Origin of the sequence: Chitinophaga nivalis (assembly GCF_025989125.1) — a bacterium.
Classification (GTDB): domain Bacteria; phylum Bacteroidota; class Bacteroidia; order Chitinophagales; family Chitinophagaceae; genus Chitinophaga; species Chitinophaga nivalis.
Window position 1 is genome coordinate 8,444,130 of record NZ_JAPDNR010000001.1, and the last position, 16,685, is coordinate 8,460,814.

The following is a 16,685-nucleotide window of genomic DNA, read 5'->3' on the forward strand; positions in this document are numbered from 1 at the left end:
CCAGCTATTGTACGCGGAAACTGGTCATCAGCGCCGCATGATCCGATGGATAATGTACCGGATGTGTACTGATGGTCACCGAAGTTAATGGCTGCAGCTTTTTCCCCTTGTAATAAATGTAGTCAATACGGTCCTTAAAAGCATGCGGAAATTGTGGGCTCCAGGTAATCCCCCGGTCCTTCAACGGATCCGGATGCAGCTGCCGGTAACTGTCTGTAAACCCCGCCTCCTGCATGATATTACTTTGTGGAAAAGGTACCACCAGGCCTTCGTTCAGATGACGGGTGGCTGGCGTCCAGTCCAGGTGGGAACCACTGTTAAAATCGCCGCTGAAAATAACCGGTATCTCGTCAGCATGGGCAATTACTTTATCGATGGCGTCCAGGTTTTTTCGTAACTGGGCGCCGTTATGTTCTTCCATGCGCGTCACCAGCGTATCCACACCAATAGGCTGCTTTTTTTCCAGCATGTCCCAGTAGTCAAACGGATAAGAGAGCCAGTTATTCACCACGGCTACCCGGCGGGTAGCATCCAGTTGAATAAAGACGCCCCCATTACAGAAAGCATGTGCGCCCCGCAGCGTTTCTGCGATCGGGTAACGACTCATAATACTGAGATTGGTACTGCGCAGATAAAAATAATATCCCAGCGCATCGGCAATCCGTTCACCGGAGCCATAGGTTTCCTGCATCGTAATCACATCTGCTCCGGAAGCGCGAATTACCGCTGCAATGCGTTGCGGCCCCACTTCTTTACCGGTTTCATTACCGCCATGCCAGATGTTGTAGTTCATCACCTTCAATGGGGCGCCTGCCGGCAATTGTGGTGTTTTCTTTTTGCCAGCCACATATTTCGTATAGTCGTTGGATATATCATCCGGGGAGAGGATCGTTTTATACAAGGCTATTTCATCGAGCGCACCGTTAAAGGTGGCCCACTCACCCAGATCGCCCTGTATCGCACCGCCAGCCGCCAGTATTTCCGCCTGTTGTGCACCTTTGATACCGGCGGTATAATAGATGGCCACCTGTTGTCCGTCGTAATAGAGGGCACATTCTTCTTTTACATCATTGTAGCTGTAGGCCAGCTGGTGCCATTTATTATCGCGGATATTTTGTCTTTCCGGTGTAGGCATATACTGATATGTGCCCTTCTGCTGTTTTATTTTCCAGTACCAGGCGCCATTCTCCTGTACGCCCAAACTCCAGCCTGCAGCCGCTTCTTCTGTTCCCGACACCGCCTGCAGCAACACATAACCCTGACGGGAAGGCTGCGCCTTTACCCAGCAGATAACCGTATAGGCGCCATCGTATTTGTTCAGCACATAAGGCCGTGTAACGACTTTTCTGGTGGCTACTTCCGGTCCCAGGTTCAGGGCGGTACCGCGGATGCCCGCACAGGTAACATAGCCGGTATCTTTATCAAATGACTGTTTGTACACAGCAGTCTGTGCAAACGATACAACAGGCAGCAGCGCCGTTGCCAGCAGAACATACAACTTTTTCATGGTGGTGGTACGATTAGGATTCGCATGCGGGTATCGGTGACAGTACAGATACCTTCGTTAAAGATACATTTACTTAATCGTCAGATAGTACACATTGATACTATCTTTTACAATATGTACACCCAGCATATCGCGCAGGCTTTCGATGGTTTCCGTGACCGTATAATTATTGAAATCGGCTGTCAGCCGGCGTTTATTCAGGCTGTTGGCAGAAGGCGGCACATTGATCACAATGTTATGATACATACTGACGGCATACAGAATTTCCTCCAGCGGCGCTTCGCTGAACTGCAGGTTGCCGGTTCGCCAGACCAGTGCGGCCTGACTTTTCATGAGCTTTTTCTGTAAAGGCTGATAACGATCCTGTTTCAGCAGCATGCTGGCTGTCAGCGGAATTTGCTCCCCGGTACCTTTTACCACCACTGCACTGCCTTTAATTAAAAACACCTGGGTAGTGGCGGGCGTCTTATGAATATTTAACACAGCGCCGGTAGTACGTACTTCCGTATAATCATCCAGTTGAAAAACAACGGGGGCTGTCTGTTCCAGATCAAAATAAACATCTCCGGATAATACCGTTATCCGGGGATCTTTTTCGAAATCTGCCGGATAGGTAATACTGGCTGTTTTATTCAACACAGCCTTCCCATTCTTTCCCAGCACCAGGGAATCTATGATACCGGAATCATTGGTATGTACCAGCATTTCTACCGGCCGGCGCCATCTCAGCATAATTAATACCACTGCCAGCAGCACTACGGCCGCAGTAATCGCAGCCGGCCATTTCCGGTTAACGGCACGCGGTGCTACCACGGTTGTTTTTACAGCAGTAATAACAGGTGGCTCCGTAACAGCGGGTGCTATCATCATTTCCGCCGGTGGCGGCGCTGCGGTGACCATGGGTGTTTCAACCGGTACCGGTGCAGCAGGCATGGTTAATACAGGAGCGGCAACGGGTACAGGTATTTCAACCGGCGCGGGTATTTCAACCTGTGCCGGCAGCACTGGTTTCTCCGGTTCTTCTTCCATCCAGGCTTCCAGGCAATGTTCCAGATAAGCCGACTGTTCCGGCCCACTGGCCTTCAAAGCAGCAATCTGCTCCTGTAAAAAAGGATCATGTGGCGACTGAATAAACTGTAGGATCAGATCATTCGTTTCAGGTGTAGGATGATACATATTTCTAGGTGTCCTGTCTCAATAGCGGGTATGTTCGGCAAGATACTCAACTTATATACAAGTTGTACCATTAAATGCCTACAGTTTGTACCGTTGGTAGAATAAATTATTAGGTCAGCTCCGCAAGGTTTAATATTTTTAGTACAGACGAACAGGCAAAAACGATATGTATGTCACCTGAACCTTTATCAAATAACGACCAGGAATATATTGAGGGATTGCTACATTACACACCGGGAATTATAGAAACAATCTATCAGCGTTTTGCCACCAAAGAAAAACGCTTTATCCTCCAGAAAACCGGTAATGTTAAAGATGCCGCCCACATCTTTGAAGAAGCATTAATGGATATTTATTACTATGCCCGCCGTCATCCGCTGCAGGTCAGTTCCTTTGAACCTTTTCTCCAGCTGCTGTGCAAACGTATCTGGGAGCTGGAACTGGAAAGGCGTGGCCAACGTATTCCCGGCCTGGAAACAGAAGAACTGTCTACCCTCAGCCGCGATGATATTCAGGATGTGGAAGATGTACTGAAAGAAGGCGAAAAAAGAAGGCTTACTTATCAGGCTTACCTGCAACTCGGCGACAGCTGCAGAAATCTTCTTCGCTGGTCACTCACCGATTGTTTACAGGAAGATATTGCCGTAGAAACGAATATCCCTGTCGGGGAATTACCTGCCAGACGGGCACAGTGTTTCACCAGCATTTTTAAGGATATAGATGCCAAACTGAAAAGTAATCTGTTTTCCGACACCGATCTGCAGGAAAGTGATCGTTTTCTGACGGCACAGATGAGCGATCCGGAGAAGAAAGCTTTTTCCACCCGGCTGGAAACAGAGCCTGTACTAAAACAACAGGTGAAACGCTTCGACTTGTTCCGGCAGCTGCTGGCACAGAAAATCTGCGGCGACCCTTCCCGGGACGAACTGCTGTCTCTCCTCTACCGGCAACGCAATGCCTGGTATACGACCAAAGACAATACGGCCATGCCTATACGCAACTATGTCATCCTCACCGCACTGATTGCGGCAGGATTGGCGATTCTGTTGTACGTAAGTCCGTGGCATAAAAATATCTACCGGCAGTTTGCTTCCACCGAAATGCAGATTCCGGATAATGACAGTGTACGCCTGCCGGAAACAGCCATCGTGCAGTTTAACCGCGGTCACTTTGAACAAACAGTGCTGTTGCTCAACAATGCGCTGGCCATCAACCCCAATAACCTGTATGCTCACTACTACCGCGGCGTAAGCCTGGTAGACCTGCACCGGCTGCAGGCAGCACGCACCGACCTGCTCACTGTTTATAACAACAGCGAGGATCTTCGTTATGACGCAGCCTTTTATATGGCATTAAGCTACCTGAAAGAAGGACATAAACAGCAGTGCCTGGAGTGGTTATCGAAAATACCACCCGGCGCTCCCAATTATATCAAAGTACAGAAACTGATAGATGAATTAAGTAGTTAGCTGTGATAGGGCGCATGGCTACAATGGATAATACTCTCTACTTCTCCTTTAATCAGTTCATACACAGGGGCCTTGTCTTTCTTAATATTTAATAATTGTTGTAATACCAAAACATAGATCTCACCTCTGCTACAGCCATCAATCTGGGCCTTAAGGATATCATGCTTTACCTCCTCACAACCGGTCGCATCCAGTTTCTGGTAAATTACATACAAGTCGTCTATCCAACTCATATCTCTAAAGTTTAAACATAGTGTATAGTAGCTTTAAAGTTAATCAATTATATTAATAAAAATATTGATCCAAAGGGTTAATTTTATGTAAACAAGCCCGGTTTTTGTGGGGGAAATCAGAACCAGATCAGCGGATTTCTCACAGGTAAATTACGCAGTACTTCCGGCTCCTGCGGGTCATGTTCCAACGACAACCATAGCCGGTAATAATCCTCCTTATCCAAAGCTGCCGCACCAAAAACAAGAAAAGGCTGTGCCACCGGCCACTGGTTCCAATACATCACATCCGCACCATAGGGCCAACTGTTTTTCTGCTGTACATACGGATACATGAAAGCCATACCCAGGGCTATATTCTGCTGCTGATTGGTGGTATACTGCCACAGATTATGTGCCGGCGTACTCAGTAACTGACAGATCGTACTCATGGCATCCAGGTTAAACAACGAGTAGCCGTAAGGTTTAGTTCTTTTCAGCTCCTGCGGAAAGCTGCCATCCGCCGCCATTTGCGCCGGTAGCAACACGGTTTCATACCGCTGAATACAGAAATCTGTCCAGGTTTTATTACCGGTAAACCGCGCAAAAGATGCTACCTGCATGACCCAGCAGGTGCCATGATTATTGGTAGCATTCATCTCATCTTTTCCATACGGATGAGTGGTCATCCATTGCAGGTAAGCCGTAAACCAGGCTTTCATGGCCGCCAGGTCGTCCCGCGGTATGATACCCGCCTTTTCCATGATACGCAGTGCTTCTACTACTTCCAGCAGATGAATGGTATCGATAATACCGATGCCCCGGCCGGTTACCCGGCCCTTAATGGCCTGTGCATACAACAAGGCAGGTCGCATACTCGTAGCAGTATCCACGAACCATGCCCGTGCATGTACCAGTGCCCGCTGCAGGTATGTTTTATCGCCTCCTGCTACATAACCGGCCGCCAGCGCGCCCATAATACGACTCAACCGGATCATAGCCTCCCTGTGCGCTGTAAAATTATCCGGATTGGATTGCCCGTCGCGCTGTATATAGGGCGCTTTCGGATCGGCCGGATCAGGCCACCAGTAGTCACCCTCTGAATAAAAGTCATGTTTGTCGCCGGCACTACGGGCACTACTATACGCTGTAATCGTCACCGGTAGTTCGGATATCACCCGCTGTGCCCTGGCAATCACCGCCTGCCGGGTATCCCGTATCAGTTTATCCCGGAAAGACTTCTGTGCCTGCAGGGGTAAAACCCACATCGCTAATATTATCAGACTGATGTAACGCATCATTTATGGTTTTAACTGCAGTACTTTTCCATCATGTCCCTGCAGGGTGATGGTGATATAGCCGGTATATTTTCCGATAGGTTCACCGGTCCAGTAATCCACTACGGTAGCTGGTTTATCCAGTTTTACTTTTAAGGTACGGGGAGATGATTCCCAGTTGAGTACCACAATCCGGCTACCGCCGGCATCCTGCATCCGTCCTACTTCAAATGCGGTATTTTCAAATGCGGCCGCCTTACCTGTTGGCGTTGCCGCTTTCCGCAAAACGTTTAACCGTTCCTGTGAGATACCCGTCAGGTCATCTCCACTCAGCAACATACCACCGGTAGCATATACCAGGGCTGCATGAAAATTAAATTCGTTATCCGGCATCTTTCCGGTGAGTACCAGGCAATCCGGATCATTCCACCACAAACGGCCATTCTGCCACGCCCGGTACAGGTTTTCGCGGCCAGACCGTTCAAACACAGGCCAATTACGTTTAATATCCATGGAACTACGGGAACCATGCACCATTCCTAAGGAAGGCCACAAAGGATGATTACAGCCCAGTATAAAGGCATTACCTGTTCCTTTCAGTATCGCCGCCATACCCCGGCGATAGGCTTCTACCCGTGTGGCCTGCTTATCATAAAAAACACCTTTGTGAATAGCTCCCCAGAAATTGGCATCCAGTTTAAAATAAGTCACGCCCCACTCCTGCCGCATCGTGCGGAACAACTGCTCGAAATGCTGTTGTACTGCCGGATTGGTACCATCCAGCACATACCAGGGTTTCCAGCGCCAGCCGCCAAAGGTAACCGCATCACTGCGCAACGGTGCACCGTTTTCATCTTTCACCAGCCAGTCTTTATGCTGCTTAAAAACAGTAGAATTGCTATCGCAGATAAACGGCGCTACCCAGATAGCCGGCTCAAAACCTTTATCACGAATGGTGTCCAGCACATCCTGTACCTTTCCGCCAAAAGAGCCGCCTGCCTCCAGCCAGTCGCCCATGTGCGGCTGATAGCCATCATCTACCTGGATGTATTTCAGGGCAGGTAGATGTTCTTTGATATAATCGAGGTTATCATAAATATTTTTTGCCGTGACACGCGGACCAAAACAATACCAGGAACACCAACCCGCAGGAGGCGCTGCAAAAGGCAACCGGGGATGAAAATGCTGGATACGGTCGGCAAAACGTTGCAACAACTGGTTGCCATCCGTTCCCTTTACCACCATCAGCTCTTCCAGCTGCCACGACTGCCCCGGTAACAGCTCCAGGTTCTCCAGGTCTGTTACTACTTTAATCGTATCAGCAGACAGATAGAATTTTCCTACGAACCGGTTGGCAGAGGTATATCCCAACAATAACTGTTGTTCACCGGCAGGATATAGCCGCAATAGATTGTACACTGCCAGATACCCTTCCGGCTGTGGTATTTTATAGTGGCCGGCATCGGTGTAATTGCCCAGCGCTACGGGTTTTTCCAGGGTACCGGTGGTTTGCGTCAGCATCTGAAAACCTTCTGCATAAAAAGGCGTAGCTGGTGGTAATACCCGGCCAACGGTTCCTGTTATCACTTCTTTCAGCCGTACCCGTTCACTACCGGCATTGACTATACGTACAGTACAAAAATTACCTTGCCAGCTCCGGATGACTTTCACGGTAGCCGGCGCCAATGTACCATCTGCCTGTAATACCTTTGCAGGAGAGGATTGCAGGGATTGTATAAAACGATCTGTAATACCTGCCTGCGTAGCATATGCCTGCAGTAATAAACAGCTCAGGAATATTAAAACACTATTTTTCATCGGGTATATTATTTGGGTTGCAGCGTGAGCTCATATAATTTCATCAACTCTTTGCCTTGCAGCTGATCTGCTTTTATGGTTACCTCATATTCACCTGCCGGTAAAAAAATCTCCTGCAGCGCAGCAGTCACCGGCGCCGGTTTACCCGTAGCGGGTACTGTATTGGCTTTGATTACCTGCTGCCCGATTTGTACGACATACGACGATGCTACCGGCGCATCTGTCAGATAGCGGATACCGGCACGGAAAGTGGCATCTTTTACCGTACGGATCTTCCAGCTGATATACTGTGCAGGAGATTGCCAGTTATGCACATAGGCCGTAGGACTTTTCCCATCTCCATACTGCCAGCCATTGCCATGCAATGTGCCATCAAAAGCATGCAGGACGTTGGTGATATCTTTCGTATCCAATACACGCACGGTATCTGTCTGTAACGTTTTCATCTCCAATACAATCACACTGTTCATGCTATCCGGTGCTACCGCTGGTAATTCCAGGATCATATCCTTTTTTCCCGCGCGCCGGAAAGGGAGCTGCTGCCGGCTACCGGCGAGATAAGCTTTTTGTATATCACCCATCAAACCGCCTACATACAAGGTTTTGCGCCAGTCAAATACATGCAGGTACAGGGTATTGCCCTTACGGGTACTTTCTCCCCATGGCTGTAGCGGCAAGGGCGTAGTGGTAGTGCCATATATGCTCGCACCATATCGCTGCATCCAGGTACCGATACGATGCAGGATTACCGTATCGCGGGGGTCAATACTGCCATCTCCTTCCGGTCCGATGTTCATCAATAGGTTGCCGCCTCTCGCCGCCGCTTTTGCCAGCAAACGGATAAAGAATGCAGCAGGTTTATGACTGCTGTCGTATTGTGAATAACCGTAGGATTCATTGGTAGTAGGAATCGCTTCCCAGTCGCCGGTGACCGGGTAAAATGCAGCAGGCCTGTCGGCAGTATTTTTATAGTCGCCGAAAGAAATGGCGGCACTGCGGGCCAGCCGACCGTTGACCACTACCTGTTGATCTACTTCCCGGATCGCCTGTAGTATACGAAGGTTTTCACTCAGCGGCAATTTACTCGGGGTATCAAACCACAAAATATCCGGATGGTATTTGCGCAATAGTTCCTGTATCTGCGGAATCGCTTTTTCGTTGACATACTTCACCGCCTTCGGCAACCGTTCCGGATGTATATCATACCAGTTAACACCGCCGTGCAGCAATTTATCGCCGCCAGGATTATCATAATCCCAGTCGTTGCCTGGTGCATCCGGATGTTCCCAGTCAAAGGCATGGGAATAATAAAATCCAAAACGAATACCGGCCTTTTTACAGGCGGCGGATAATGCCGCCATAGGATCGGTCTTAAAGCCGCTTTGCCTGATGCTGTAATCGCCGATGGCAGTTGGATACATCGCTACCCCATCATGGTGTTTAGCCGTGATGATCAGGTATTTCATACCAGCAGCCTTTATCAGCTGTACCCAGGCCGTTGCATCAAAATGAGCCGGATGAAAAGGTTGTATCAGTTTTTCTGCATATTCTCCGCGGCTGATTTTTTCTTTCCGCATCAGGTGTTCGGCATATCCCTCTACTTTTTTCCCTTTCCAGGCTCCCCCTGGTACGGAATAAACACCCCAGTGAATAAAGCAGCCAAACCGGGCCTCCCGCCACCAGGCAATACGGGATGCCTGTTGTTGCAGCGAGGCTGTCCACCAGCCATTCACGGCTGTTTGTACAGCTGCCTGGTCTCTGTTACGTGCCTGTTGCAACAAAATGCCATCATCATCTCCTTTCACCTGGGCGTAGCCCGCTAAGGATGTAACGCTGAGGCCTATACTAAAAACAAATGCAGGTATCTTCATCGAATATGATAGGTTTTACCGGCTACAGTGGGCAGGTCATAGGTAACCACTTTCCTCAGCTGTAACGCGGGTAGTTTGTCTTTATCTTTTATCACGGTATTTACCGCTGTCTGTAGTTGATAAAATGGATTCGGGTTCTCTCCTGCTGCCGGTTTCATGTCACGGCCATCCGCAGTAACAGCATGGGCTACCCGGATACGGCAGTTGCCGCCCTGGGCAGACCGGATCACTGCCTGCGTCAGTTGGCCATCCTTCCAGGTCATATCCACTTCAAATCCACCTCTTGCTTTTAAGCCACGCACACTGCCCGACGGCCAGGCATCCGGCAAAGCGGGCAACAGATGTAATACGCCATCATGGCTTTGCAGCAGCATTTCCGTGATGCCGGCGGTCACGCCAAAGTTGCCATCTATCTGAAAAGGCGGATGCGCATCAAACAGGTTGGGATAGGAACCACCACTGTTATCGGCCACGCTGACGGTTTGCACAGTGGCCAGGAACAGCTGTTTATTCAACATCGTATAGGCATGGTTACCATCTTCCAGGCGCGCCCACCAGTTGATCTTCCATGATTTTGACCAGCCCGTACCGCCATCACCCCGCAACAGTAAACTACGTGTAACCGCTGCCGCGAGTGCCGGCGTACGACGTGGGGCAATAAAGTTGCCCGGGAACAAGCCATATAAATGGGAAAGATGCCGGTGATTATCTGCCGGATCGTCCCAGTCTTTGTACCATTCCTGCAGTTGTCCGTATTGCCCGGTATGAAAAGGATACATCTCTGTGAGGGTACGTTCCATACGTCTTACCAGGGCGGTATCCTGCTGCAGTACACGCGCGGCGTGTATCGTATTGTTGAAAAGATCGTGTATGATGGAAAGGTCCATAGTGCTGGCAATACTCACAGATCCTTTCCGCTGGCCATCGAGCATAAAGTTATTTTCCGGTGTTGTGGAAGGGCTGGTTACCCATTGCCCCTGATCGTTTTTAATGAGCCAGTCCAGCATAAATTCCACCGCGCCTTTCAGGATAGGATATGCTTCCTGTAAGGCTTTCCGGTCGCCGGTAAAGAGATAATGCTCCCATAGGTGACGACTCAGCCAGGCGCCCCCCATTGGCCATATAGCCCATTTGGGATTGCCGGAGGGATCGGCAAAATCGATACCGCCAGCCGGATGTGTCATGCCCCAGATGTCGGCGTTATGATGCGCCGTCCATCCTTTGGCACCATAATTCACGGCTGCCGTGGTACGGCCTTTTTTAGCCAGGCGGTCGATAAAGGTAAACAGGGGTGTGGCACATTCCGTGAGGTTGGCCGTTTCTGCCGGCCAGTAGTTCATTTCTGTATTGATATTGATGGTATAGTTGGAGCCCCATGGTGGCTGTATCTCTTTATTCCAAAGTCCCTGTAAACTCATGGCTGGTCCGCCTTTCCGGGAACCGGCTATCATCAGGTAACGGCCGTATTGGTACAGCAATGCTGTCAGCTGCGGATCACGGTTACCGCCCTGTTGTGTATATTTTTTCAGTCGCTCATCGGTCGGTGATGCAGCGGATCCATCATCGCCCAGCTGCAGGGCTACGCGGTTAAATAAACGCTGATAGTCTGTTACATGCGCTTTGAAAAGCTGATTATATCCGGCATTGGCATATTGCTGTAAGGCCGTGCGGGCTTGTGCGCCCGGGTCGCCAGACCAGTCATCCGGGCTCCGGTAGCTGGTACCCATTGCCACCAGCAACACCACTTCCGTAGCACCGGATACCTGCAGGCCGCTGGTATCCGCTGTTACCTGCCCATCGGTTTTATGTACCTGCAGGTGTACTTCATAGTGGATACCTTTTTCTCCCTGTACGATCTGTTTAGTTTCATAAGGCCGGCTGGCTACATATTCCGGGCACTTGCCTGTCATTACCAGATAACGCTTATCCCTCACCTGATTCACATGCGGCATGGGGTTGGCAAAAGTAGTATGAAACTGCAAGGCGCCGGGCTTATTGGCCGTATAGCGAACCACCAGCAGTTGCGCCGGATAACTGGCAAATACTTCCCGCGTATAGTCTACACCGTTAGCCGTATAATTAACCCGGGCCACAGCATTATTCAGGTCCAGTTCGCGCCGGTACCGGGTAGTCTGCTGCGGTATATCCTGCGTGATAAACAAGCTACCTAACGTCAGATAACGCGCACTGTAAGTGCCCATCATTTTTCTGGCCAGCAGATCTGCTTCTCCGTATTTTTCTGCAGCCAGCAACTGCCGCATCTGTGGCAGTAATATTTTCGCCTGTGGATTATTTCCATCGCGGGGCGTACCGGACCAGAGGTAGCCTTCATTCAGTTGCAGTTCCTCTTTTTGCACACCGCCAAATACCATAGCGCCCATCCGGCCATTACCTACCGGCAAGGCTTCTACCCATTGGGTTGCCGGCTGCCGGTACCATAGTTTCAGTAACGTATCTTCCGGCGTGGCACTATAGCTTTGCCAGGAATAAAGTATCGCTGCCAGGCTTAAAACATATTTTATCATCAGGACTTTATTAACATAGTGATTGTATTATAGCGCTACCCATCCGGTGGCCATGCGGGCAGCCGTCACTGCCAGCATACTTTTCTCTCCGTGCAGCACTACCCGGATACTCGCCTGCCCATTGGCCAGTTGTACTTTGCGGGAGCCCCCTGCCGTACCCTGATTATCGATCAGCATTCCTTTACCGGCGATGGTAAAAGCCACTTGCTGCGCTGCATCCAGGCACAATATCCCTTTCGCGTCTAGCGCCTTTACTTTCACGAGCGCGGTATCATTCCCCTCACTTACTTTTTCTACCACTAATTTCACCGGCCTTGTCCATTCCTCCGTCTGATAATGCCAGGTCACTTCATCACTGTAAGTTTGTTTGCCATTACGCCCCACCACTTTAATGTGGTTCTCTCCCGTTTGCAAAGGCACTTCCCAACGTAAGCCTGCAGCCGGAAAATCCTGGAGGTTGCGTTGCCGGATACCCACACTTTTTCCATTTACAAATAATTCCGCTGTGGGACAATTGGCATATACGCGTATCTCTTTTGCTTCACCGGCCTTCCCCCATCGCACAGGCCAGGCATGGCCATAGATATGGATCATCGGCGCGGTTGCCCAATAGGACTGAAACACATAATATATTTCTTTCGGTGTACCATCGCGGGCTACGATACCTTTTTGGTTCACATAGGGCACAGGATTATCCGGCCGCAGCGGTGTAGAAAAATCCTTGAATATCCAATACGCCGACCCGGTCAGCTGTGGCATGGTTTCCTGTTCTTTCAGGTGCCAGTCTACCAGGTTCACCGCATAGGATTCTGACCAGTCGCCATCTTTGGAGGCACGGGCATTACCGCCGGTACGGGCAAAATCGCCGGTACGTTCGTCGGCCCCTTTGCCGGTAGCTATTTGTTGGATGAATTGTTCCGGTTTTTCTGCATACCGTCCCTGATGACTATCGGCGCCCCATTCTGCATGAAAAAAATGAGGTACGGCGGCGATTTCGCGCAAACTTTCCTGTTTGTATTCGGTATAGCGCCCCCGGTACCAGCCGGCCCAGATAGAAGGAGAATATACATCTACAGCATCTTTACAGAAATCACAGCGGCGGATAGCCGTTTTACGCGTACTATCCAGGCGATGTGCGAGCGTATTCAATTCCACCATAAAATCGTGGATCTGTTGTTTATCAAATGTGGTAAAGTCACCAGGCCAGTCATTTTCATTTCCCAGCCCCCATAGTATCACTGCGGGATGATGACGATGCTGGTAGATCATGTTTGTCAGCATACGACGGGCCTGTTCCCGGTATACTTCACCTCCCAGTCCACCTCTGCACCAGGGAATTTCTTCCCACACCAGAATGCCCAGGCTATCGCACATTTCCAGCACGGTACGTGATTGCTGATAATGCCCCAGGCGGATAAAGTTGGCGCCCATTGCTTTTATCGACAACATTTCCTGTCGTATCATGTCGGTAGTCATAGCTGCTGCTACGCCGGCGTGATCTTCATGCCGGTGTGTGCCTTTCAGCAACAGTCTTTTTCCATTCAGTACAAAGGGGCCATGCGGTACAAAGGCAGCATGCCGGAATCCCGTCTGGCCGCGCCATACCGCTTTGCCGGCAGCAGATAATAAGGTGGCTTCAATTGTATATAAAGCAGGATGTTCCGGCGACCATAACATCGGTTTTGTCAGGGAGATGCCGGCCAGTTGTTGTATGCCTTCAGCCGGTTTTACGGGTACCTGCAGCGTTTGTACTACTTTATGCTGTGGGTCTGTAATACGCAGTTCCAGGGTAGCTGCCGTGATATGTTGCGGATTGAGGAAACCACTGTAGATAGTAAGGTTAGCGGTTTTACCGGCAGCATCGGTTTGTGCCTGTATCTGAAAATCGGTAAAAGATAACGCTGGTGTATATACGATATTCACGTCCCGGTATAAACCGCCATATACATTAAAGTCAGACATATTCGAAGGAATCATCTCCAGATCCCGGCTATTATCACAACGTATGGATACCGGTACTTTTCCCGAAAAAGGTTTGGCTGCCGGTGATTGCAGAAATGCCTGCACGGCATCGGTAATGTCCGCGGTCCATTCGTCATATCCGCCGGTATGGGTGGCTACTTTCGTCGTGTATACATATACCGTTGTTTTTTGTCCGGCGCCTTCAAAGTGCAACAGGGTACGCCCCTGATCATAAGGATTCCGTATATCCATTAACGTTCTGTACCAGCCAGGTCCCTGGTAGTAGTTTACATCCGGATCTACCGCATCACGCGCATTAAAACAATGGGGTAATACTACCTTTTCCCACAGCGGTACAGACTCCGGGCTACCTTCCGTGACGGGCCTGACGGCTTCCCAGATGCCGCCCAGGTCCCCTTTCAGAAACTCCCAGGATTGTGTAATCCGTGCCGACTGCTGTGCCCTGGCTGTTGTTGCTGTAAATATCCCTGCTAACCATATGCAGCAGTAAACCATTCTTTTCAGATGCATTGTCATTACTTTTAATCAGATACCTGTTGTTGTACGCTGCTTACCGGAGCTTCACCTGGCAACTGCCGCCTGTCGTGGAATAACAGGTGGTCTGACGAGGTAAACAAGGTACGGGTATTACCTTGTTTACAGATCCTGGCCGATAAGCGACTAAAAATTATGCAATCGTTTGCATTTTTTCACATTAATTTTGGTTTTTCTGAAAAAAAGTAGCTTTTCTCAAGGTTTTGTCCGGAATTCCACCACCCGGTCTACCACATGCGCCGGGCCGTTGGTATTTAAAATACCACCTGTACGTACATTCGTTACCGTAGTAGAATTCAGGAAATCGTTCAATTTAATGGTAGAGTTACGGTCATTGGTGAGGCGTAACGTCATGATACTGGTTGGATTGGCCGTATCTGCCTGCGGCGGCAGCAAGGTTTGCACCGTTTCATTTTCAGGACCTATATTACTAAAGGTATATTCTCCCTGCACAATCAGGTACAATAGCCATGCCTTCACCTGTTCCGGACGATACTCCTGCCAGCTGCGGGCCGCCCGGAATTTGCCGGGTATAATATTGCCGGCGGCATCCCGGTCTGGTACGAGGTATTTACCCCAGTAACAATCCGGCGTTACCTTCTTTTTATCCAGCCGTAATACCGCATCGCGGTGCAGCAGGATATAGGTACGCCCTTGTTGCGTATACACAGAAGAATCAATACCGGCATAGGCAATCGCCTGCAGCATATCATTAAATACAGAATCCTGGCCGGGCCTGTTCCGGTCCTGCATATATTGCCAGGTGTTCTTAAATGTATGTGGGTCCAGTACATGCGGTTCAAAGTTCCAGGATTCCTGCATATCCAGTCCGCCCAGTGAACAGGCGCTCAGTAAGGTGCAACCCAGCAACCATAATCTTTTCATAACAATGGTTTTTATTATTCTGAATAAGGAGGATTTTGTTTGAGATAGGGATTGGCATTGAGATTATCCCGGTTGATAGGCCACAACAGCAAACCGGGATGACTGTAGCCCGGATTATCCGCCTGCCGCGCTTTCAGCACCGGGTCCATAACTTCCTTCACTTTGCCGTTGCGACGCAGGTCGAACCAGCGTTTACATTCGCAGAAAAACTCCCATTGTCTTTCCCGTAAAATACCATTGAGCAAATCACCGGGAGCCGGGAAATCAGCAGCGGTATAGGCTTTCATGCCGGCACGCGTGTGCACCCGGTTTAGCTGGTCCAGTGCAGCGGCCGGCTGACCGGTAGCCTGCAAGGCTTCCGCACGCAGCAGGATGATATCTGCATAACGGTACATCGGATACTGAATGTTGGTTTCACTGCTTTTGGGATATAACTGTCGTCCTTTGTTATCCAGTTTTACGGCATAAAATTTCAATACCTTATCCCGGGCTTTCAGGTCTACCGTTTGTTTACCGCGTATATCCGTGGTATCCACCAGAAAATGATTCCATACAGAATCATCTGCCATAAAATCACTGTTGTTATCATTGCAGCCTACCAGAGAAGCTATCCCCGCGCCGCCGTCTACCAGGTAGTCCCACGACAGGTTCCAGATGTTTTCCACAGAGCCGGCCGGATAGGTAAACATATTCTTCCAGGTAGCCGTAGGCTCCAGCGAATACCAGTTTAAAGCGGCCAGTTTATCCATCCACTTCAACGCGTTGGTATAATCATGCCGCCACATATAAGCGTCAATCAGGATAGCCGCTATACTGCCCTTATTGATGTTAAAGAGGTTGTTGTGATCCATATTCAACAGGTCGTAGGCTTTTAGCAGGTCGGGCAGGATCACGCCATTAAAAATACTGTCTGTACCCGTACGTGTCTTATACGGACTTTGGGCCAGGTCTTCATAGGGTGTCAGCCAAACGGGCACATCTCCCCATAAACGAACCAGCGTAAAGTAACACCAGGCCCGAATGGCCAGGGTTTCGCCCTGGTATTGCGACAAGGCGGAAATGGGTACATTTTTAACACCCGGCGCCTTTTTCAGCAACATATTGGCCCGGCCGATGGTGAGGTACAGCGGCGCCCAGTCAGACCCCGGAATGGTGGCACTCAGCCCGTTCAACGCAAATTGTTTATTGCCATACTGCGTCACATTAAAATTATCCGTGCGGGCATCTCCCCAATACACATAGTTATTACTCAGACTCACCTGTATACCATCGTACACACCTGCCAGTGCGTGCACAATATCATCTTCTGTTTTCCAGTACTGGTCCGGCGACAACTGGTTTTGCGGCTGTTCATTCAGGAATTTGCCACAGGCGCCGGTCAGCAGGATGATGGCGATGCCGGTTAAAAAAAATAGCTGCTTCATCTCAGGA

General features: G+C 49.7%; 11 protein-coding genes. 1 reads left to right on the forward strand and 10 read right to left on the reverse strand.

Annotated features, from left to right (window positions below; translation table 11 throughout):
* Nucleotides 1–4: 4 nt before the first annotated feature.
* Nucleotides 5–1,507 (reverse strand): endonuclease/exonuclease/phosphatase family protein, encoded by a 1,503-nt coding sequence (locus tag OL444_RS31275; RefSeq protein WP_264726661.1) that lies wholly within the window; start codon nucleotides 1,505–1,507, stop codon nucleotides 5–7.
* 69 nt (nucleotides 1,508–1,576) lie between these two features.
* A complete protein-coding gene (locus OL444_RS31280; protein ID WP_264726659.1) occupies nucleotides 1,577–2,683 on the reverse strand; it encodes a hypothetical protein in 1,107 nt (368 codons plus the stop codon).
* A 170-nt stretch (nucleotides 2,684–2,853) separates the two neighbouring features.
* Between OL444_RS31280 and OL444_RS31285 the strand changes: the two genes are divergently transcribed.
* A complete protein-coding gene (locus OL444_RS31285) occupies nucleotides 2,854–4,152 on the forward strand; it encodes a hypothetical protein (RefSeq protein ID WP_264726657.1) in 1,299 nt (432 codons plus the stop codon).
* Here OL444_RS31285 and OL444_RS31290 read toward each other — a convergent pair.
* From OL444_RS31290 to OL444_RS31325, 8 genes are all read right to left on the reverse strand, one after another.
* Nucleotides 4,149–4,385: a hypothetical protein gene (locus tag OL444_RS31290; RefSeq protein WP_264726655.1), complete on the reverse strand. Its 237-nt coding sequence runs from the start codon at nucleotides 4,383–4,385 to the stop codon at nucleotides 4,149–4,151. The genes OL444_RS31285 and OL444_RS31290 overlap by 4 nt on opposite strands.
* 116 nt (nucleotides 4,386–4,501) lie before the next feature.
* The gene (locus OL444_RS31295; protein ID WP_264726653.1) at nucleotides 4,502–5,659 is read right to left on the reverse strand and encodes an alginate lyase family protein; all 1,158 of its coding nucleotides are present in this window, start codon (nucleotides 5,657–5,659) and stop codon (nucleotides 4,502–4,504) included.
* 3 nt (nucleotides 5,660–5,662) lie between these two features.
* Nucleotides 5,663–7,456 carry a glycoside hydrolase family 36 protein gene (locus tag OL444_RS31300; protein ID WP_264726652.1) on the reverse strand — a complete coding sequence of 598 codons (1,794 nt, stop codon included), beginning with the start codon at nucleotides 7,454–7,456 and terminating at the stop codon, nucleotides 5,663–5,665.
* A gap of 8 nt (nucleotides 7,457–7,464) precedes the next feature.
* On the reverse strand, nucleotides 7,465–9,327 hold the full coding sequence (locus OL444_RS31305; RefSeq protein ID WP_264726650.1) for an alpha-L-fucosidase: 1,863 nt from the start codon (nucleotides 9,325–9,327) through the stop codon (nucleotides 7,465–7,467).
* The gene (locus OL444_RS31310; protein ID WP_264726649.1) at nucleotides 9,324–11,852 is read right to left on the reverse strand and encodes a glycoside hydrolase family 95 protein; all 2,529 of its coding nucleotides are present in this window, start codon (nucleotides 11,850–11,852) and stop codon (nucleotides 9,324–9,326) included. The genes OL444_RS31305 and OL444_RS31310 overlap by 4 nt, the downstream gene beginning before the upstream one ends.
* Nucleotides 11,853–11,879: 27 nt before the next feature.
* Complete coding sequence (locus OL444_RS31315; RefSeq protein WP_264726647.1) at nucleotides 11,880–14,345, reverse strand: glycoside hydrolase family 2 protein; 2,466 nt, start codon at nucleotides 14,343–14,345, stop codon at nucleotides 11,880–11,882.
* Between the two features lie 219 nt (nucleotides 14,346–14,564).
* Nucleotides 14,565–15,254, reverse strand: coding sequence for a fasciclin domain-containing protein (locus tag OL444_RS31320; protein WP_264726645.1), 690 nt, complete (start codon nucleotides 15,252–15,254; stop codon nucleotides 14,565–14,567).
* Nucleotides 15,255–15,268: 14 nt separating this feature from the next.
* Complete coding sequence (locus OL444_RS31325) at nucleotides 15,269–16,678, reverse strand: RagB/SusD family nutrient uptake outer membrane protein (protein WP_264726643.1); 1,410 nt, start codon at nucleotides 16,676–16,678, stop codon at nucleotides 15,269–15,271.
* Between the last annotated feature and the right edge of the window lie 7 nt (nucleotides 16,679–16,685).